The sequence below is a fragment of the Hoeflea sp. genome (genome assembly GCF_984452065.1).
Map to the genome: position 1 here is coordinate 1 of NZ_CFHWAF010000028.1, position 18,556 is coordinate 18,556.

The 18,556-nt window shown below is 61.4% G+C and carries 19 protein-coding genes; 10 read left to right on the plus strand and 9 right to left on the minus strand.

Annotated features, from left to right (window positions below; all coding sequences use genetic code 11):
• The 4 genes from AC5E6N_RS07565 to rnhA form a co-directional block, all read left to right on the plus strand.
• A partial coding sequence (locus AC5E6N_RS07565) for an SURF1 family protein (protein ID WP_491747246.1) occupies positions 1-617 on the plus strand: 617 nt, incomplete at its 5' end.
• Positions 618-690: 73 nt separating this feature from the next.
• A complete protein-coding gene (gene ispH, locus AC5E6N_RS07570; protein ID WP_491747247.1) occupies positions 691-1,710 on the plus strand; it encodes a 4-hydroxy-3-methylbut-2-enyl diphosphate reductase in 1,020 nt (339 codons plus the stop codon).
• Between the two features lie 37 nt (positions 1,711-1,747).
• Positions 1,748-2,725: a homoserine kinase gene (locus AC5E6N_RS07575; RefSeq protein ID WP_491747248.1), complete on the plus strand. Its 978-nt coding sequence runs from the start codon at positions 1,748-1,750 to the stop codon at positions 2,723-2,725.
• Entirely contained in the window at positions 2,722-3,159 is a 438-nt protein-coding gene (gene rnhA / locus AC5E6N_RS07580) for a ribonuclease HI (RefSeq protein WP_491747249.1), read from the plus strand. Before AC5E6N_RS07575 ends, rnhA begins: the two co-directional genes overlap by 4 nt.
• Positions 3,160-3,163: 4 nt before the next feature.
• On the opposite strand, the gene AC5E6N_RS07585 is transcribed toward rnhA, so the two are convergent.
• Together AC5E6N_RS07585 and AC5E6N_RS07590 are read right to left on the minus strand one after the other, a co-directional pair.
• On the minus strand, positions 3,164-3,649 hold the full coding sequence (locus AC5E6N_RS07585) for a peroxiredoxin (protein ID WP_491747250.1): 486 nt from the start codon (positions 3,647-3,649) through the stop codon (positions 3,164-3,166).
• Between the two features lie 173 nt (positions 3,650-3,822).
• Positions 3,823-4,659: a protein-disulfide reductase DsbD domain-containing protein gene (locus tag AC5E6N_RS07590; protein ID WP_491747251.1), complete on the minus strand. Its 837-nt coding sequence runs from the start codon at positions 4,657-4,659 to the stop codon at positions 3,823-3,825.
• 178 nt (positions 4,660-4,837) lie between these two features.
• On the opposite strand from AC5E6N_RS07590, the gene AC5E6N_RS07595 reads away from it, so the two are divergent.
• From AC5E6N_RS07595 to AC5E6N_RS07605, 3 genes are all read left to right on the plus strand, one after another.
• A complete protein-coding gene (locus AC5E6N_RS07595) occupies positions 4,838-5,449 on the plus strand; it encodes a YqgE/AlgH family protein (RefSeq protein ID WP_491747252.1) in 612 nt (203 codons plus the stop codon).
• A 190-nt stretch (positions 5,450-5,639) separates the two neighbouring features.
• The gene (locus AC5E6N_RS07600) at positions 5,640-6,689 is read left to right on the plus strand and encodes a type III polyketide synthase (RefSeq protein ID WP_491747282.1); all 1,050 of its coding nucleotides are present in this window, start codon (positions 5,640-5,642) and stop codon (positions 6,687-6,689) included.
• 1 nt (position 6,690) lies between these two features.
• Positions 6,691-7,188 (plus strand): isoprenylcysteine carboxyl methyltransferase family protein, encoded by a 498-nt coding sequence (locus AC5E6N_RS07605; RefSeq protein ID WP_491747253.1) that lies wholly within the window; start codon positions 6,691-6,693, stop codon positions 7,186-7,188.
• Positions 7,189-7,194: 6 nt separating this feature from the next.
• Here AC5E6N_RS07605 and AC5E6N_RS07610 read toward each other — a convergent pair whose 3' ends face one another.
• The 4 genes from AC5E6N_RS07610 to thrC are packed head-to-tail and all read right to left on the minus strand — an operon-like array spanning position 7,195 to position 13,440.
• A complete protein-coding gene (locus AC5E6N_RS07610; protein ID WP_491747254.1) occupies positions 7,195-10,068 on the minus strand; it encodes an EAL domain-containing protein in 2,874 nt (957 codons plus the stop codon).
• Between the two features lie 32 nt (positions 10,069-10,100).
• Entirely contained in the window at positions 10,101-10,727 is a 627-nt protein-coding gene (locus AC5E6N_RS07615; RefSeq protein ID WP_491747255.1) for a GNAT family N-acetyltransferase, read from the minus strand.
• Positions 10,728-10,732: 5 nt separating this feature from the next.
• A complete protein-coding gene (locus AC5E6N_RS07620) occupies positions 10,733-12,028 on the minus strand; it encodes a M16 family metallopeptidase (RefSeq protein ID WP_491747256.1) in 1,296 nt (431 codons plus the stop codon).
• A gap of 14 nt (positions 12,029-12,042) precedes the next feature.
• Entirely contained in the window at positions 12,043-13,440 is a 1,398-nt protein-coding gene (gene thrC, locus AC5E6N_RS07625) for a threonine synthase (protein ID WP_491747257.1), read from the minus strand.
• Positions 13,441-13,620: 180 nt separating this feature from the next.
• Here thrC and AC5E6N_RS07630 point away from each other — a divergent pair, with 180 nt between their 5' ends.
• Positions 13,621-14,199, plus strand: a complete 579-nt coding sequence (locus AC5E6N_RS07630; protein ID WP_491747258.1) for a hypothetical protein — start codon at positions 13,621-13,623, stop codon at positions 14,197-14,199.
• 7 nt (positions 14,200-14,206) lie between these two features.
• Here the strand turns inward: AC5E6N_RS07630 and AC5E6N_RS07635 are convergent, their stop codons facing one another.
• Positions 14,207-14,896: an HAD family hydrolase gene (locus AC5E6N_RS07635; protein WP_491747259.1), complete on the minus strand. Its 690-nt coding sequence runs from the start codon at positions 14,894-14,896 to the stop codon at positions 14,207-14,209.
• A 149-nt stretch (positions 14,897-15,045) separates the two neighbouring features.
• Between AC5E6N_RS07635 and AC5E6N_RS07640 the strand changes: the two genes are divergently transcribed.
• A complete protein-coding gene (locus tag AC5E6N_RS07640) occupies positions 15,046-16,182 on the plus strand; it encodes a site-specific DNA-methyltransferase (RefSeq protein ID WP_491747260.1) in 1,137 nt (378 codons plus the stop codon).
• Positions 16,183-16,185: 3 nt separating this feature from the next.
• Here AC5E6N_RS07640 and AC5E6N_RS07645 read toward each other — a convergent pair whose 3' ends face one another.
• Together AC5E6N_RS07645 and mutY are read right to left on the minus strand one after the other, a co-directional pair.
• Positions 16,186-16,803 carry an HAD family hydrolase gene (locus AC5E6N_RS07645; RefSeq protein WP_491747261.1) on the minus strand — a complete coding sequence of 206 codons (618 nt, stop codon included), beginning with the start codon at positions 16,801-16,803 and terminating at the stop codon, positions 16,186-16,188.
• Complete coding sequence (gene mutY, locus AC5E6N_RS07650; RefSeq protein ID WP_491747262.1) at positions 16,800-17,903, minus strand: A/G-specific adenine glycosylase; 1,104 nt, start codon at positions 17,901-17,903, stop codon at positions 16,800-16,802. The genes AC5E6N_RS07645 and mutY overlap by 4 nt, the downstream gene beginning before the upstream one ends.
• 105 nt (positions 17,904-18,008) lie before the next feature.
• Between mutY and AC5E6N_RS07655 the strand changes: the two genes are divergently transcribed.
• Entirely contained in the window at positions 18,009-18,503 is a 495-nt protein-coding gene (locus AC5E6N_RS07655) for a DUF721 domain-containing protein (protein WP_491747263.1), read from the plus strand.
• The last annotated feature ends 53 nt before the right edge of the window (positions 18,504-18,556 follow it).

Sequence of the window (18,556 nt, forward strand, 5' to 3'; positions counted from 1 at the left end):
TGATCGCGACGATCGAAAGCCGCATGAACGGCGCGCCGGCGCCGTTGGAGGATATCCTGACCGAGTGGCGCGCTTCCGGCGACGTCGGCTATATGCCGGTGCTGCTTGCAGGCACGTTCGACCACGCCGCCGAACAGCATTACCTTGCAACCCATGACGGCCAATCCGGCTGGTACGTCTATACGCCGCTCGGATTGCCCGACGGGCGTACCGTCATCGTCAACCGCGGATTTGTGCCTTACGACCTCAAGGACCCGTCCAGCCGGCCGTGGACGCCGCCGCGAGGGCCGCTGGACCTCATCGGCATCGCCCGCAATCCGCTGACGCAGAAGCCGGGGTCCCTGGTGCCGGACAACGAGCCGCAAAACAGCACCTGGTACTGGAAGGACCTTGCCGCCATGGCCGATACGATGGGTCTCGACAAGGCCGCGCTGATCCCGTTCTTCGTCGATGTTTCCGGCGGCAGCGGAGCCGGCACGCCGGGGCCCATACCCGGCGTTACACGTGTTGCGCTGTCCAACAATCACCTGCAATATGCGGTGACATGGTTCGGGCTGGCGGCCGCCCTGGCCATTGTGACCGGATACTTTATCTGGCGTTCGCGAAAAAGGCCGTAGCGGGTCCTGATTGCAAGGTTTCCATACGCAGGCACTTGTTCTAAAAAGCCGGCGAGCTATTTCGGTGGAGGTCATGACAGTTTCGAACAAACCATCCCTGACCATAAGGCTTTGCGGCCCGCGCGGGTTTTGCGCGGGCGTGGACCGGGCCATTCAGATGGTTGTCCTGGCGCTGAAAAAGTACGGCTCTCCGGTCTATGTACGCCACGAGATCGTCCACAACCGGTATGTGGTCGACGGGCTGCGCGAGCGCGGCGCTGTTTTTGTCAAGGAACTGCACGAGATTCCGCCCGAGCATCATGACCAGCCGGTGATCTTTTCAGCCCATGGCGTGCCGAAATCCGTTCCGGCCGACGCGGTGGAACGCAATCTCTTTTATCTCGACGCGACCTGTCCTCTGGTGTCCAAGGTTCACAAGCAGGCGATGCGTCATCAGCGTCAGGGCCGACATGTCATCCTGGTCGGGCATGCCGGCCATCCAGAGGTGATCGGAACGATGGGGCAGTTGCCTCCGGGTGCCATCAGTCTTGTCGAAACTGTCGAGGGCGCGCAGTCCTTCACACCGCCGGACCCCGACAATCTTGGATTTGTGACCCAGACCACGCTCTCCGTCGACGAGACGTCCGATATCATAGAAGCACTGCAGAACCGTTTTCCGAATCTTATGGCACCGGCCGCCGAATCCATTTGTTATGCCACCACCAACCGGCAGGAGGCCGTGCGGGCCGCGGCGCCCGGCTGTGATCTGTTCCTCGTTGTCGGCGCGCCGAATTCCTCCAATTCGAAGCGGCTTGTGGAGGTGGCTCTTCGGGCCGGAGCCGAAAAGTCGCTGCTTGTGCAGCGGGCCGGAGAAATTCCGTGGCCCGAGATCGACGCCGCGCCGCCGGAAGTGATCGGCCTGTCGGCCGGTGCCTCGGCGCCCGAGATCATTGTCGATGAAATCATCGGTGAATTCGGCAAACGCTTCAACATCACCATTGATCTGGTCGAAACGGCGGTAGAAGACGAGAACTTCCTGGTCGCGCGCGATCTTCGCGATGTCGAACTCACGACAGCCGACATGGCATTTGTCAATGGCGAGGCGGATCGCTAGAAGCAAATCGCGAACAGCGGATCCGAGAGGCTGGAATTTGGCCGTCTATACCGACATCACCGAGACGGAATTGCGGGATTTCCTGGAACCGTACGATATCGGTGAATTGCTTTCCTACAAGGGGATTGCCGAAGGCGTCGAGAATTCAAACTTCCTCCTGCACACATCCGCGGGTTCCTACATCCTGACGCTTTACGAAAAGCGCGTGGACCGCAATGACCTGCCGTTTTTTCTCGGACTGATGGAGCATCTGGCGCAAAACGGCCTGACCTGTCCTTTGCCGGTGCACCGCCGCGACGGCATCGTCCTCGGCGCGCTGGCGGGTCGGCCCGCAGCGGTCATAACATTCCTCGAGGGCATGTGGCCGCGCCGGCCGACGCCCGTCCACTGCCGCGAGGTCGGCAAGGCGGCGGCGACGCTGCATGTCTGCGGCAAGGGATTTCAACGCAACCGGTCCAACGCGCTCTCGGTCGGCGCCTGGCGTTCCTTATGGAACCAGTCGGCATCGCGCGCCGACGAGGTTGAAACAGGCCTTGCCGCGGAAATAGGCGCCGATCTCGACCATCTTGAGAAAAACTGGCCGCAGGGTCTGCCTTCGGGTGTCATCCACGCGGACATGTTTCCCGACAACGTGTTCTTCCTCAGCGAAAAACTCTCCGGCGTCATTGATTTCTATTTTGCCTGCAACGACCTCTTCGCATACGACATCGCCATTTGCCTCAATGCATGGTGTTTCGAGCGCGACGGATCGTTCAACGTGACAAAAGGTATGGCGCTTCTGGACGGCTACCAGTCGGTGCGGCCGCTCAGCGGACCCGAAGCCGATGCCCTGCCGCTGCTGGCCCATGGCGCGGCCTTGCGGTTTTTCCTGACCCGGCTTTACGACTGGCTGACCGTTCCGGACGGCGCCATGGTGGTCAAGAAGGACCCGCGGGAATATCTGCGCTATCTGCGCTTCCATCGCAACATCGACTCGGCCGGAGAATACGGCCTAAGAAAAGACGGCCCAAATTGAAACATGTTGAGATCTTCACCGACGGTGCGTGTTCCGGAAATCCGGGCCCGGGCGGCTGGGGCGCCATTCTGCGCTATCAGGGCCTGGATAAGGAAATGTCGGGCGGGGAGGCCGATACCACCAACAACCGGATGGAACTGACGGCGGCGATCAAGGCGCTGAACGCGCTGAAAGAGCGCTGCCGGGTCGATCTCTATACCGACTCATCCTACGTCAAGGACGGGATCGGCGGCTGGATTGAGGGCTGGAAACGCAATGGCTGGAAGACCGCGGCCAAAAAGCCGGTCAAGAACGCCGAGCTCTGGCAGGCGCTTGAGGAGGCCCGCAACCGTCATCAGGTCACATGGCATTGGGTGAAAGGCCATGCCGGCCACCCGGAGAACGAGCGGGCGGACGAACTCGCCCGCCTCGCCATGGCGCCCTACAAGGCCTGATGGCCTACAGTTGCTCCAGTATCGCCTCCGCACCGGAGTTGGTCACGTCACCCGGTGACGGCTCGACGTTGAGTGCCGATACGGTGCCGTCCTCGACGATCATGGCATAACGCTTCGAGCGCATCCCGAGCGTTCCGGCGGAAAGATCGATGTCCAGTCCGACGGCCTTCGTGAAGGCGCCGTCCCAGTCCGCCAGGAAGCGGATCTTGCCTTCCCCTTCGGTGCTTTTTGCCCAGGCGTCCATGACAAATGCGTCATTGACCGAGAGCACGGCGATTTCGCCGACGCCCTTGGCCATCAGGGCATCGCGGTGTTGCAGATATCCGGGCACGTGGACATTGCTGCACGTGCCGGTAAAGGCTCCGGGAACGGCAAACAGAACCACCTTCTTGCCGGAGAAGATATCCTGTGTCGAAACCTCGTTCATGCCTTCGGAGGTTGCTTCTTTCAGGGTCAATTCAGGTAGTTTGTCGCCGACTGAGATCGTCACGTGCATCATCCTCATAAAACTGGCGTTGCGCCCATTGCAATCGATGCCCCGGTAATATCGATTGACCGGCGGTATGCCGGGATCCCGGGACAGACCGAAAGATAGTAGAGCGCCGTGTGATGTCCAGTGATTTCGCCGTGTAAGGGACGGCAGCGTCCGACAGCCGCCGGGCGTTACGGCAAGGTGATGTCCGTTTGCATCGCGCGGTCCGATGTTTTGACGACAACATGGATTGTATGTCCGGAAAGACCGGCCTTATCCGGTCCCGAATGGGGCACTTCAAAGGTCGCGATATTGCCCGAAACGCCGGTGTGGTTCGGCGTCTCGAAACGCCAGCCGCGCGGCCCGGTTACAAAAATCTCCCCGTCGCCAGCGCCGTCGGGCAGGGCAACGGCAAAGGTCAGCATGTCACCGCTGTCACTGGTTTCGCGCACCTTGAAATCGTCCGCAGGTGCCTGCGGCAGTGAACGGAACGCCCGCGTGACCATTCTCCTTTCGAACGAATTGGCCGGCTGCTCCGGATCGAGGGTGAGGGTAAAACGCGTCTGAAACGGGATGCAGACGGATTCGCAAATGCCGAGAAAGACGTCGGCTTCCAGGACACTTTTTGCCCCTGCCGTCTCCTGTTTCAAAGTGATGGGCAGGACAACCGGATAATCGTAGCCGGCCCAGACCGAATAGGCGTCCTCGATCCGCTTGGGCGCGGGAAAATGGATCTCCGCCGATTGCACATTCTGGCTTCGGTCAACACGAAATGTCGGCGGGACGCCGGCCTCTCCCGGGTCGCGCCAATAGGTCTTCCACCCCGGCAGAAGCTCGATGTCCAGCGCTGCCTTGATTGTCCCGTCGGCTGCCGGTTCAAGTGCCGAGACGCGGATGCGCCCGCCCTCGGTCTCGACCCATTCGCTCGACGCTGCAACGGCCGCCGAAGAGAGCGCAAGAAAGGCGATCAGCGCGCCGCCGGCAGTTCCGATTGCGGCCGATTGTGGTCTGAAACGATAAGTGATCATGACGCCAATCTAGTCCCGGCGACCGGCTGAAACCAGTCACGAGCAGCGCCGGCACGTTCATTTTAAGGTGATCGCGGCATCGGGGCGTTTCCGCGTCGGGCGGTGGCTGTCCCCGGCGCGACACTATGGGTTCAGGTCGCGGTTTCAATTTACACCATAATTGCGGTAAGCTCCCCTTATGGACATTCTTCACGAAAGTCTCCTGGGTGACGCAGAACGGGGTTGTTTTGACGGGCAGTTCCTGCTCGCCATGCCCGGACTGTCCGACAGCAACTTTTCCCGCACCGTGATCTACATCTGCGCCCACAACAGGAACGGCGCGGTTGGTTTTATTCTCAACCGGCCCCAGTCCATCAGTTTCTGCGAACTCATGGTCCAACTGGAGCTCATCGATGACGATGACGCGGCCACCTTGCCGTCGTCGGCAATCGAACTCAGTGTCCAGACCGGCGGACCGGTGGAGACGGGCAGGGGATTTGTCCTTCATTCCGATGACTATCACAGCGAGGCGACGCTTCCGATCTCCGAGGATCTGTCACTGACGGCGACGGTTGACATCCTTCGTGCCATCACCAAGGACAAGGGGCCGAAAAAGGCCACCATGATGCTCGGCTATTCCGGCTGGGGCGCGGGCCAACTGGAAAACGAGGTCAGCGCCAATGGCTGGCTGACATGCCCGGCTGTCAACGACATCATCTTCAGCGACGATCTGGACACGAAATACGAACGCGCCTTTGCGTCCATCGGGATCGATCCCGCCATGCTGTCAAGCGAGTGCGGCCAGGCTTAGCGCTCCTCCATGCGGTAACATGGTCGCTCCGGCGGTTCTCGCATCGGCGGCCGGGAGGCGATCACGGACCGGCCGCCCGCCTCAACAGAACGTCATCAAAGTTTACGCCTTGTCCTATCGGCGAATGACGCATCTTTTCTATATGGGGCCGAAGGACTGCACCGCCCATTCGTGGAGATGTCTTTTGAGCGTGAAACTGGCCGGCATATCAACCGCCGTCCCCGGCGAAGAAATACCGCAAACCCTGGTTCTGGACTGGGCGCGCCGTACCCTCGGCAGCAGGTTCAGTCAGTTCGAGCGTATGTCGAAGGCATTTGAAAATGCCGGCATCGACACACGCTATACCGTGGCGGAGAATTCATGGTTCGAGACCCCGAAGACATGGTCGGAACGGAACGAAGCCTATCTGAGCGGCACCACGGAGCTTTTTGTCGAGGCGGCCGGCGCGGCACTGGCCGATGCGGGCTGGGAGGCGGGCGATGTTGACGTTGTCGTGACGGTTTCCTCGACCGGCATCGCCACGCCGTCCCTGGAAGCCAGGGCGCTGTCCCGCATGGGGTTCCGCAATGACATCATGCGTGTTCCGGTTTTCGGGCTCGGATGTGCCGGCGGTGTGTCGGGTCTGGCGATCGCGCGCGATCTGGCGGCGGCGCAGGACGGTCTGCGCGTGCTGCTGGTTGCCGTCGAGGCCTGCTCGGTTTCCTTCTGCAGCGGTATCCCGAACAAGGCCGATATCATCGGCGCGGCCCTGTTCGGGGACGGCGCGGCGGCCGTGTGCGTCACCTCGGCGCCGGCCCGCTACAAAACCCGTGACATCTTCATCGGCAGGGGCACACAGAAGATCTGGCCGGACACGTTGTCCATCATGGGATGGGACGTCAGCGACAATTCCTTGGGGGTTATCTTCGACAAGGCGATCCCCGATTTCACCAGGAACAATCTCCTCAGCGCCGTTTCCGACGCGCTGTCGATTCTCGGCAAGGATGCCGATGAGATCGACCGCTTCGTCTTCCACCCCGGCGGCACAAAGGTCCTGCAGGCCATCGAACTGTCGCTGGATCTGGAACCGGAGAGCCTTGGCGTGGAACGGGAGGTCCTGCGCAACTTCGGTAATATGTCCGCACCGACGGTGCTGTTTGTCCTCAAGCAGGTTCTGGAAACGGAACAACGGGGCGAGATGCTGATGGGCGCCTTCGGTCCCGGGTTCACCGCGTCCTTCCTGCCTGTTTCAGAGGCCTGAATTGACTGTTTCCGTTCCCGCACTGATCCTGTTGGCCTTCCTCGTCGCGCAGCGTCTCGGCGAGCTGGCCCTGTCCCGGCGAAACACTGCAAGGCTTCTGGCGAAGGGCGCGACCGAACACGGCGCCGGCCATTATTCCTATATGGTCGGCCTGCACGGCGCCTGGCTCCTGACGTTGATCTGGTTCGGGATAGGGCAGGACCTTTCGCTTCCGTGGCTGGCGGTCTTTGTCGCCTTGCAGCTTGCGCGCGTGTGGATCATCTGGAGCCTTGGCGAGCGGTGGACGACCCGGATCATCGTCCTGCCGGCGCCGCTTGTCACCAAAGGACCCTTCGCCTGGACGAAGCATCCGAACTATCTGCTGGTCATCGCCGAGATGCTGACCGTGCCGATGATCTTCGGGCTGCCCGTTGTCGCAGCCGTCTTCTCCGCCCTTAACGCGGCGATGCTCGTGGTGCGCATCAGCACGGAGGAAGAAGCCCTGACGAAGTGGCGTTAGGTGTCCCTACATCACCGGGAAATGCTCTCTGAGCAGTTTGAGCACCGAATTGGCGCTGATGGGCGGCCCGAACAGGAAGCTTTGCGCGTAGTCGCAGCCGAGCTCCGCCAGTTCCTCCGCATCCTCTTCCGTCTCGATGCCCTCGGCGACGATATTCATTTCAAGATCGCGCGCCATTGAGATGATGGAGCGCAAAAGAACGACCTGCTTGTCATTGGTGGCCCGCACCAGCGACTGATCGATCTTGATCGTGTCGAACGGAAAACGGGTGAGGTAGGACAGCGATGAGTGCCCGGTGCCGAAATCGTCGAGGGCAAGCTGCAGCCCCAGATCCTTCAGCCGGGCAAGCACCCGCGCGGCCTGTTCCGGGTTGTGCATGACCACCGATTCCGTCAGCTCCAGCTTGAGCATGGGCGGTTTGCAGCCGGTCTTGGTCAGCACTGAGCGGATTTCATTGTAAAGATCGTTGCGCAGAAGCTGCGCGCTCGAAAGGTTCACCGACATGAAAATCGGGATCTGGCCGAGCGCCCGGTACCAGGACGCAATGTCCTCGCACGACTGCTGCAGCGCATACATGCCCAGTTCCATGATCAGGTCCGAACTTTCGGCGATCGGAATGAACTCCGACGGTGCGATATTGCCCTTGCGCGGATGGTCCCAGCGCATCAGTGCCTCGAAACCGGCGATCTCGGCGCTCGCGATATCGACGATAGGCTGGTAGACCATGGTCAGTTCGTGGCGTTCGAGTGCCCGCCGCAGGTCGGATTCGATCTGCAGCTTGTCGGCCCCGACGGAGCGGAAGGCCGGCCGGTAGGGCTCGATCCGGTTTCCGCCGACGCGCTTGGCCTGATACATGGCAAGCTCGGCGTCCTTGACCAGTTCCAGCGGCGAGGACATCTCGTCCACCCAGGTCACCAGCCCGATCGATCCGGTCAGGATGATTTCCTTCTGGCCGAAACTGATCGGCACCATGATCGCCTTGCTGATGCTTTCGGAAAAGGCCGCGACCTTTTGCGGCTCCTGTTCGGAAAGCAGGATCAGCCCGAACTGGTCGCCGCTAATGCGCGCCAGCGTGTCCTGCGGCTTCAAAAGCCGTTTGAGCCGCCGGGCGATGGTCAAAAGGATGGTGTCGCCCGCCGAGATGCCAAGCTCGTCATTGACCTGCTTGAAACGGTCGATGTCGATCGCGAAGATCGTCGGCCGCACCGAATCCTCCGCGCTGGCGAGTGCGATGATCGCGTCCAGCCGGTCGATGAAGAGCTCACGGTTGGGCAGTCCGGTCAGATTGTCGTGCACGGCATCGTGCAGCAGGCGTTCCTCGGAACTCTTCTGCTCGGTCACATCGATCAGCGTGCCGACGCAGCGGATAACCTCGCCGTCCGAGCCGACAACCGGCCGGGCACGCAGTGCGAGCCAGTGGTAGTGCCCGTCCTCGGCGCGGATGCGGAACTGGTGATTGAGCCGGCCGCGGCGATGTTCAAGAACGACATCGAGCGTCGAGCGGAAACGGTCCCTGTCATCGGGATGAATACGCGGCAGCCAGTTGCGGGCCGGGCCGAAGAGGCTGCCGGGCGAAAGGCCGAGCTGCCGGCTGACATCCGGCATCGTCACGATACGGTCGCGTGAGACGTCCCAGTCCCAGACAATGTCGCCGGAGCCCGTCAGGGCGAGCGACTGGCGTTCCAGATCGCTGAACAGGCCCTGCTGCGCGCCGCCGCCGGCAAAGGCGTGCTGCATGACCGTGAAGCCGATAAGCAGGACGATGAGGACGAGGCCGCCGCCGAGCGCCGGCTGCACGATGTCGTTGGACAACTGACCGGTCACCGTCAGCCATGCGCCGAACAGCCAGCAGATGATCAGCACCCACGTCGGGATGAGCATGATTGCGCGATCGAACCGGCTGAGCCCGAGATAGGCGATCAGCCCGGTTCCGGCGATGACCGTTGCGGCAAAGGAGAAGCGCGCGATACCGGTCGCGATGACCGGATCGTAGACCGCGAAGGCCGAAAGAATGCCCAGGCCGACGATCCACGCCAGCGTGGCGAAGCTCAAATTGGTGTGCCAGCGGTTGAGATTGAGATAGGTGAACAGGAAGATCACCAGCCCCGCGGCAAGCGTGATCTCGGTGCCCGCCCGCCAGATGCGTTCGTCCGTCGGTGTTGTCTGCACGAGCTGGGCCAGGAACCCGAAATCGACGCAGATATAGGCCAGAACCGCCCAGGCGAGCGCGGCCGTCGCCGGCAGTACCGAGGTTCCCTTGACCACAAAAAGGATGGTGAGGAACACGGCGAGCAGGCCGGCGATGCCCAGCACGATACCCTTGTAGAGCGTGAACGAGTTGACCGTGTCCTTGTAGGCCTCCGGCTCCCACAGATAGAGCTGCGGAAGGTTCGGGGAGGAGAGCTCGGCAACGAAGGTGACGATCGATCCGGGATTGAGCGTGATATGGAACACGTCCGCTTCATCGCTCGCAACGCGATCGAGGGCAAACCCCTCGCTCGGCGTAATGGAGACAATGCGCTCGGAGCCGAGATCGGGCCAGAACAGGCCGGAATCGGCCAGCCTGAAATGCGGAGCGACGATCAGCCGGTCGAGCTGTTCGTCCGAGACATTGGCGAGCGAGAATTCCGCCCAGTCGCCGCTATGTGCGTCGGAACTGGAGCGCACTTCGATCCGCCGCACGATTCCGTCCGCATCCGGCGCGGTGGATGTCTGGAAGGCGCTGCCGCGCTGGGCATGAAGGTCGGTCGTTGCCGTCAGGTCGAGAGCGGTGTCGTCCCGCGAAATCTTGACGGTTTCCGCCGCAAGACCCGGTGCGGCGGCCAGCATCAGGGCGATCAGCGCAACGATCGCAAGCAAGGCGTGCCGCGGGGTTGGCATTATCCGGAAGGGCTGACCGTTCATGAATTCAACTAGGACCCGGAGTTTTCTTGTGGCGTTTTGCAAGGTCCATCCGTCGAACGATCACTGGCCAGCAACGCGTAGAGATGATGGTCGCGCCACGTGCCGTTGATCTTGAGATAACCCCGCAGATAGCCTTCATACCGAAAATTGGCCTTTTCAAGGAGCCTGACAGAACGTTTGTTATCCGGAATACAAGCAGCTTCTATCCGGTGCAACTGCAACTGATCAAAGATATAGGGTATGGCGGCATTGAGACCTTCCAGCATAAGGCCTTTTCCGGCGCTGTCTTCGGCCATCCAGTACCCGATCATGCAGGTCTGCGCCGCCGCCCGTCTGATATTTCCGATAGTGAGGCCGCCCACCAGGCGGTCGCCGTTTTTGAGGAACAGGAAAAACGGAACCGAGCGCCCGTCGCGGAACTCCTGTTCATAGCGGCCGATCCGTTGACCGAATGCCGCTTTGGTCAGATCGTTCTGCGGCCAGGTCGGCTCCCAGGGTTCGAGAAATCCGCGGCTCGAACCGCGCACATCCGCCCATTCAGAATAGTCGCGCCGTTCCGGAAAGCGCAGATAGACGCTGTCGCCGTCGATGCGCGGCGCGGTTTCGCGCCTGGACAGGAGACGAAGCGGGGACATGCATCCTACCCGGTTGCGGCCTGGCGCTCGCGCCCGGTTGTCAGCCTCGAAGCGATATCGTCGACGGCCATCAAAGTGTCCACCGGCCCGACGGCCGACAGCGTGACGGGCGTGTCGAAAAACAGCCTTCCGGAAAGATCGGTCAGGCGTTCGGGCGTGATGCCGGCCAGACGCTCCATGAGTTCCTCATTCGGGATCGTGCGGCCGTAGAGCAGCATCTGGCGGGCGATCTGGCTGGCCCGGGCGGCCGGGCTTTCATGCGCCATCAGCAGTCCGGCCCTGAACTGCGCCCGCGCCCGCTCGATCTCGGACTCGTCGATGCGCTCGGCAACCTGGTGCAGTTCGTTGAGGATCACCGGGATGAGCTCCGGGACATCGTCCTGACCGGTTGCCGCGTGGATGCCGAAAATCCCGGTGTCGGAAAAGCCCCAATGCAAAGCATAGACCGAGTAACACAGGCCGCGATGTTCGCGAACCTCCTGGAAGAGCCGCGACGACATGCCCCCGCCAAGGACATTGGCGAGGATCTGCGACGCGTAGAAATCGCGCGCATGATAGGCGCGTCCCTCGAAGCCGATCAGCAACTGAACGTCCATCAGGTCGCGTCTTTCGCGATATTCACCGCCGGTGTAGACGGCGCTTCTCTCTCGCCCGTCACCGTCCGGCGTGTGGAGGATATCGGAAAACCGGTCGTCGACGAGGCGCACCAGCGTGTCATGGTCGACCGCGCCGGCGGCCACGATCGTCATCTTTTCAGCCGTATAGTTGCGCTGCAGGTAGCTGCGTATCTGGTCCGGCGTGAACGATTGCACCGTTTCCGGCGTGCCCAGAATCGACCGCCCGATCGTCTGATCGCGGAACGCCGTCGATGAGAACTTGTCGAAGACGACGTCGTCGGGCGTGTCGATGGCGGCGCCGATCTCCTGCAGAATGACGTGTTTTTCCCGCAGCAGTTCGGTCTCGTCGAGCACGGAATGGGTCAGGATATCGGCAAGAATATCGATGGCCAGCGGCACGTGGTCTTTCAGAATACGGGCATAGTAGGACGTCGTTTCAACCGATGTCGCGGCATTCACCTCGCCGCCGACATTTTCGATCTCCTCGGCGATCTGTCGCGCCGAGCGCCTGGCGGTTCCCTTGAACGCCATATGTTCCAGAAGATGCGCTATGCCGTGTTCGGATGTCGTTTCGTCTCTCGATCCCGACTTGATCCAGACACCGAGCGCCACGCTCTCAAGATGCGGCATCGTTTCGGTGACAACCGTCAACCCGCTTTCCAGGCGGGTACACTCAACACTCATATTTCAGTCCGGTCTCATCCTGCAGCGCGTGCATTTCGGGCAATGTAGGCCTCGACCGTGTCGAGATCCGGCTGCAATGTGTCATAGATCTCCTCCCGATGCATCAGATCAGAGAGCCACGACGGAAGGGCAGGGTCAATACCGCTGGCCGATTTTACTGCATCCGGGAATTTTGCCGGATGCGCCGTCGCCAGCGTTATCATGGGTGCGCGAGGCCGTTCAAAGCTGCGTGATACATGCGCACCGCAGGCCGTATGCGGATCGAGAAGATAGCCTGCATCGTCGAGCATCGACCTGATCGTGGCGGCAGCCTGCTCCCGGGTGGCCTTGCCCGACCGGAATTCCTTTTTGATGCTCTTGAGCGCGCCGTCCTCGATGGTGAAGGAGCCGGACTGCGAAAGGCTCGCCATGCACCGGCGAAGGCTCTCGCTGTCGCGCTCGAAGGCATCGAACAGCAGCCGTTCGAAGTTCGAGGAGATCTGAATATCCATCGAGGGCGATGTGGTCGCTACGACGTCCCGCATCTCATACCGCCCGTTGAGCAATGCCCGGGAGAGGATATCGTTGTCGTTTGTGGCGATGACGAGCTTGTCGACCGGCAGGCCCATGCGCTTGGCGCAATACCCGGCGAAGATGTCGCCGAAATTGCCGGTCGGAACACTGAAGGAGACCTTTCGGTCCGGTGCGCCGAGCGACAGCGCGCTTGTGAAGTAATAAACGATCTGGGCCATGATGCGGCCCCAGTTGATCGAGTTGACCCCGGAAAGCTGAACCCGGTCGCGAAAGCCGATATCGTTGAACATGGCCTTGACCAGATTCTGGCAGTCGTCGAAATTGCCGTCGATCGCGAGGGCACGCACATTGCTTGCCCCGGACGTCGTCATCTGGCGCTGCTGAACCGGGGAAACACGACCGTTCGGAAACAGGATGAAGATGTCTGTCCGGTCGCGTTCGGCAAAGGCGTCGATCGCCGCGCCGCCCGTGTCGCCGGAGGTTGCGCCGACAATGGTCGCCCGCTGGCCGCGTTCGGCCAGGACATGGTCCATCAGTCTTGCAAGCAACTGCATTGCGACGTCCTTGAAGGCAAGCGTCGGGCCGTGGAAAAGCTCCAGGACGAAACTGTTCGCGCCGGTCTGAACCAGCGGCACGACCGCCGGGTGACGGAACGTCGCATAGGCCTCGTCGATCATGCTGCGGAAATCGTCGTTCGGGATTTCACCGTCGACGAAAGGCTGCAGAACCGCGAAGGCAATGTCCTCATAGGACCGGCCGCGCAGCGCGCGGATGTCTTTTTTGGAAAAATGCGGCCAGTTTTCAGGCACATAAAGCCCGCCGTCGCGGGCGAGGCCTGTTAACAAAGCATCGTTGAAACCGAGTGACGGGGCTTCACCTCTTGTCGAGATGTACTGCAATGGCCAAATCCTGTCCGCTTTTGTCCGCGACCTTGCGGATGATGTCGTGATGCAATAATGCGCTGGTATAGAACATTGAAAAGACTCGTTAAAGACCGCAAATGATGAGACCACAATGTGGTCCAGCTTGGTCTTTAGCCTGATGGGTCAGGTATATGCGAGGGATGGGGAGTCGGTGCGGTGAAAAAGCTTCGTTTTGTAATATTTGTCGGGCTTGCGGCCCTGGTGGCCGGATGCAATTCAGGTGGCGTCGGCGGCCTGCAACTGGGCCAGAATGCACAGAGCGGCGGCGCCGGGCAGGGCGGCGGCGTCGATCCGGCGCTCGGTAGCAGTGTCGTGCAGGGCACCTGTCCGAAAATCGAGCTTCGCGACGGCACCGCCTATTTCCGCAAATACGAACGCGGCGGTGAGGACGATCCGGCGAAGATACAGTTTCAGGCGGCCATCGCCGATACGACCCGCCAGTGCAGCGTGACCGGCAGCGAGATGACCATCAATGTCGTCGCGGCGGGACGCGCGGCGGCCGGGCCGGCCGGCTCGGCCGGTCCGATCAAGATGCCGATCCGGGTTGCCGTGGTGGAAAAGGGCACAAACAAGGTGCTCTACTCTGAACTGACCGAATTCGAGACGTCGCTCCCGCAGGGTACTCCGACCACCCAGTTCCTTTTCTCAAAGCCGGACGTCAACATTCCGATCAGCGCGTCGCGCTCGGTTCGCGTCTATATCGGCTTCGATGAAGGACCGCAGGACAGGGGCTAGAGCAATCTCACGACAGCGCGGACCAGCCGGCGAGGGCTTCAACAACCGCCGGAAAGTCGTTGAGACGGTTGATCGCCGTTTCCGCGCCCGCATCGGTCAGCCTGTCGGCGTGTGACGGATAGGTGTGGGATGCGCCGGTGAAGCCGACGACGCGCATTCCGGCGGCGCGTGCTCCCTCGACGCCATGAACCGAATCCTCAAGGACCAGTGTTTTTGCAGGGTCCGCGTTCATCTCTTTTGCCGCATGTTCGAAGACGTCGGGTGCCGGCTTCGGCCGGCCGTCGCCGACCTCCAGCGCGGAAAAGATGTGCGGGGCAAACAACTCCAGCGTCCCGGCCCGTTTGAGCATGGCCTCGATCCGGTGCGGTCTGGAGTTTGAGCACACGCAGCGTGCGACATCGATACCGGCCACCGTCTGGTGCACGCCTGTGATGCCCTTGACGTCCCTTGCGAGCTTTGCGTCGAGTATCTTTTCGGGCTTTTCCAGGAGGCTTGCCTGCAGCAGCAACCCCGCCTCTTTTTCGACGCTCAGCAGGGTTTCCTTCCAGGTCATCCCGGCGAAGCGCTGGGCAAACTCGGCGGCGTCAATCGCGTATCCGGCCTCCGTCAGCAGCTTGGCTTTCTGCTGTGCCGCGATGATTTCGGAATCGACGAGAACGCCGTCGCAATCGAAAATGATAAGGTCAAAGCCCGCCATGAAAAAGTCCTGAAATGTGGGGATCGACCCTGCTGATACATCATCGGCCGCGGCGGGACAATGGTGTCTTCCGCCAGCCGTTGTCAATTTGATAACCATATTGGGTGACGATGGCCCGAGTTTTTCGAGTAAGCGTATTCGGGTATCCAATGTCTGTACTTTCCCTCGCCGACATCCAGCGGGCGCCGGGTCCGAAAACCGGGCCGGTCATCGACACCATCATAAAGGGCGACTGCGTGGCAGCGCTTGAGGCGCTGCCGGAAAAATCGGTCGACGCGATCTTCGCGGACCCGCCCTACAATCTCCAGCTTGCCGGCGATCTCCACCGGCCCGACCAGTCGAAGGTGGATGCGGTCGACAACGACTGGGACCAGTTCGATTCCTTCAAGGCCTACGACGCCTTTACCCGGGCCTGGCTTCTGGCTTGCCGCCGTGTTCTCAAGCCCGCCGGCACCATCTGGGTCATCGGCTCCTATCACAATATCTACCGGGTCGGTGCGATCCTTCAGGACCTCAATTTCTGGATCCTCAACGATATCGTCTGGCGCAAGACCAATCCCATGCCCAACTTTCGCGGCCGTCGCTTCCAGAACGCCCACGAAACCATGATCTGGGCCAGCCTCGGCCAGAATGCAAAGGGCTATACGTTCAATTATGAAGCGATGAAGGCGGCCAATGACGATGTACAGATGCGCTCCGACTGGCTGTTTCCGATTTGCAGTGGTTCCGAGCGGCTCAAGGGCGCGGACGGCAAAAAGGCCCACCCGACCCAGAAGCCCGAGGCGCTTCTGGCGCGCATCATCCTGTCATCCACGAAACCCGGTGATGTCGTGCTTGATCCCTTCTTCGGTTCCGGCACGACCGGCGCGGTCGCCAAACGCCTCGGCCGCCGCTATATCGGCATCGAACGCGAACAGAACTATATCGACGCCGCACAGGCGCGTATCGCGGAGGTAAAAACACTGGGCAAGGCCGAGTTGACGGTCATGACCGGCAAGAAGGCCGAACCGCGTGTTGCCTTCAACGTGCTGATCGACTCCGGCCTTTTGAAGCCCGGGGCAAGCCTCCACTGCGCCAGGCGCCGCCATAGCGCGGTGGTGCGCGCCGACGGCACGCTGTCAAGCGGCGGCGAATCGGGATCGATCCACCGTCTGGGCGCGAAGCTGCAGGGCCTTGACGCCTGCAACGGCTGGACCTTCTGGCATTTCGAGCAAGCCGGCGAACTCAAGCCGATCGATGCGCTGCGCCGCATCGTGCGCGATGAAATGGCCCGCGCCGGCGCGTAATTGTCACGCGCCGAGCCCGTAGCTCCTCAGGTCCGTCCTCAGCCTGTCCGCGTCGGTAAAATGTACCGCGTGCCAGCCGGCCGCCTGCGCGCCGTTCACATTGGCGGGGCTGTCGTCGATGAAAAGCGTTGCCCCGGGCTCCAGCCCGAAATCGCCGGCATGCCTATCGAATATCTCGCGATCCGGTTTGATGGCCCCGATATCGGCTGAAACCGTCACACCGCGCGTCTCGTTGAGGAAGCCGAAGCGCTTTTGAACCTCGCGGAACGTGTCGGAGGCGAAATTCGTCAGCATCGTCACATCATGGCCGTCATCGATCAGGCCGCGCATGATGACGACGCTGTCCTCATAGGCGTGCGGCACCATATCGTGCCAGTTCGCCCGGAACGCCCTGATATGCGTTTCATGGTCGGGATGCTGTTCGATGAGCAGTTCCTCCGCGTCGTCCCAACTCCGACCCCGATCCTGTTCCACGTTCCATTCATGGGTGCAGACATTGTCAAAAAACCACAGCCGGGCATCATCGTCCGGTATCAGCCGGTTGAAGGGGATTTCCGGATCGTAGTGAAGCAGCACACGGCCGATATCGAAGACCACGTGTTTTATGGGAAACTGCGTCAAATCATCGTTCCTTTCTCGGATCGGGCTTTGCGCCTGACCGGATCAATAGCGGCTGCAATTGCCTTTTTCATGACAGTCGGCAGCGCCTCGTCGTCGAGACGATCGCGCGGCGCCCACCAACCTCCATCGATCGAGGGCCGCGGGTGAACGTCCGCGCGGTAAACATCAAGACGCAGTTCGAAATGGGTGAATACGTGTTTGACGGTTCCCGCCAGCGTCCAGTCGCCGGAAAACGGTGCGGCTTCGGTGCCCAGCGCGCCGTCGGTCGAGGCGGTCCACCCGCTTGTCGGAACTTCGGCCATGCCGCCCAGCAATCCGCTTTCGATGCGCCGGCGCAAGAGCACTGCGCCGTCGTCTCCGACCGCGACAAACGCCGCGCCCCGCCGCACCGGGCGCTTCTTCTTCGGCGGCTTGAAGGGAAACGCCTCGGCATCCTCCCGGCCGGAGCTGAGGCAGTCGCCGCGCACCGGACAGATGCCGCAGGCGGGGCGCTTCGGGGTGCAGATCGTCGCCCCGAGATCCATCACGGCCTGGGCGAAATCGCCGGGCCGGTCGGCCGGTGTCAGCACCGCCATGCGGGCTTTGATGTCACTCTTGACGGCGGGCAGCGGCGTGGTGAGGCGGAAGAGACGCGACACGACCCGTTCGATGTTGCCGTCCACCACGGCGGCATGGCGGTCGAAGGCAATGCTGGCTATGGCGGCTGCCGTGTAGTCGCCGATGCCCGGCAGTTTTTTCAGTTCGACCACATCATCGGGAAAGCGGCCGCCATATTGTTCGATGACGACATCGGCGCATTTTTTGAGATTGCGGGCGCGCGAATAATAGCCGAGCCCCGCCCAGGCGCTCATCACCTGGTCATTCTCCGCCGCCGCCAGCGCCGCCACGTCCGGCCAGCGTTCCAGAAAGGCAGCGAAATAGGGCCGCACCGCCTGCACCGTGGTTTGCTGCAGCATGATCTCCGAGAGCCATACGCGATAGGGTGACGGTTTGATGCCGCGTGCGCGATCGGCCGGCGAGACACGCCAGGGCAGGTCGCGATGGTGCCTGTCATACCAGGAAAGGATGGGGTCGGTGATCGTTTGTTCGGTGTTATCCATGATATCGCTGTCGTTGCAGCCCGCGATGGCGAGTTGTAAGCTTCGTTCGGTGCTTGGCAATACGCAGCCGGTCGCCGGGAAGATCAATTCACAGGACAGATGCCGATGAGCGGGCGCAAGGGCATTAAGCAGATCAGCGAGATCGCCAATGGCGTCCTTGATCCCGTACTGGCCAAAAGGGCCGGGATCAACACCATGCTGCTGGGCATGTGGGACGAGATCGCCGGCCCTGATTTTGCCGATTGTACACGGCCCGAGAAGATCAAGTGGCCCCGGCGTGACAGTCAGAGCGACACATTTGTTCCCGGCACGCTGACCATCGCCTGCGAGGGCGCGCGGGCGCTTTTCCTTGTCCACTCGCAGGACCAGTTGATTCAGCGCCTCAACAGCGTCTTCGGTTTTCCCGCTGTTGAACGGATCAAGATCGTGCAAAAGCCGATATCGGGATCGGCTGGCAGACGGAAGCACCCGCAGCCTTTGCCGCGTGACCGCCGGGAAAAGCTCGAGGCGATGGTGTCCGGCATCGAGAGTGAAAATCTGCGTGAAGCGCTCAAGCGTCTCGGCGCGGGCGTGATGGCGCAACCCCGCAAAGGCCGATAACGCTGTTGTGAACCCCAAACCGGCAAAAATGTTGTCCTGCCACAATTCAGGCG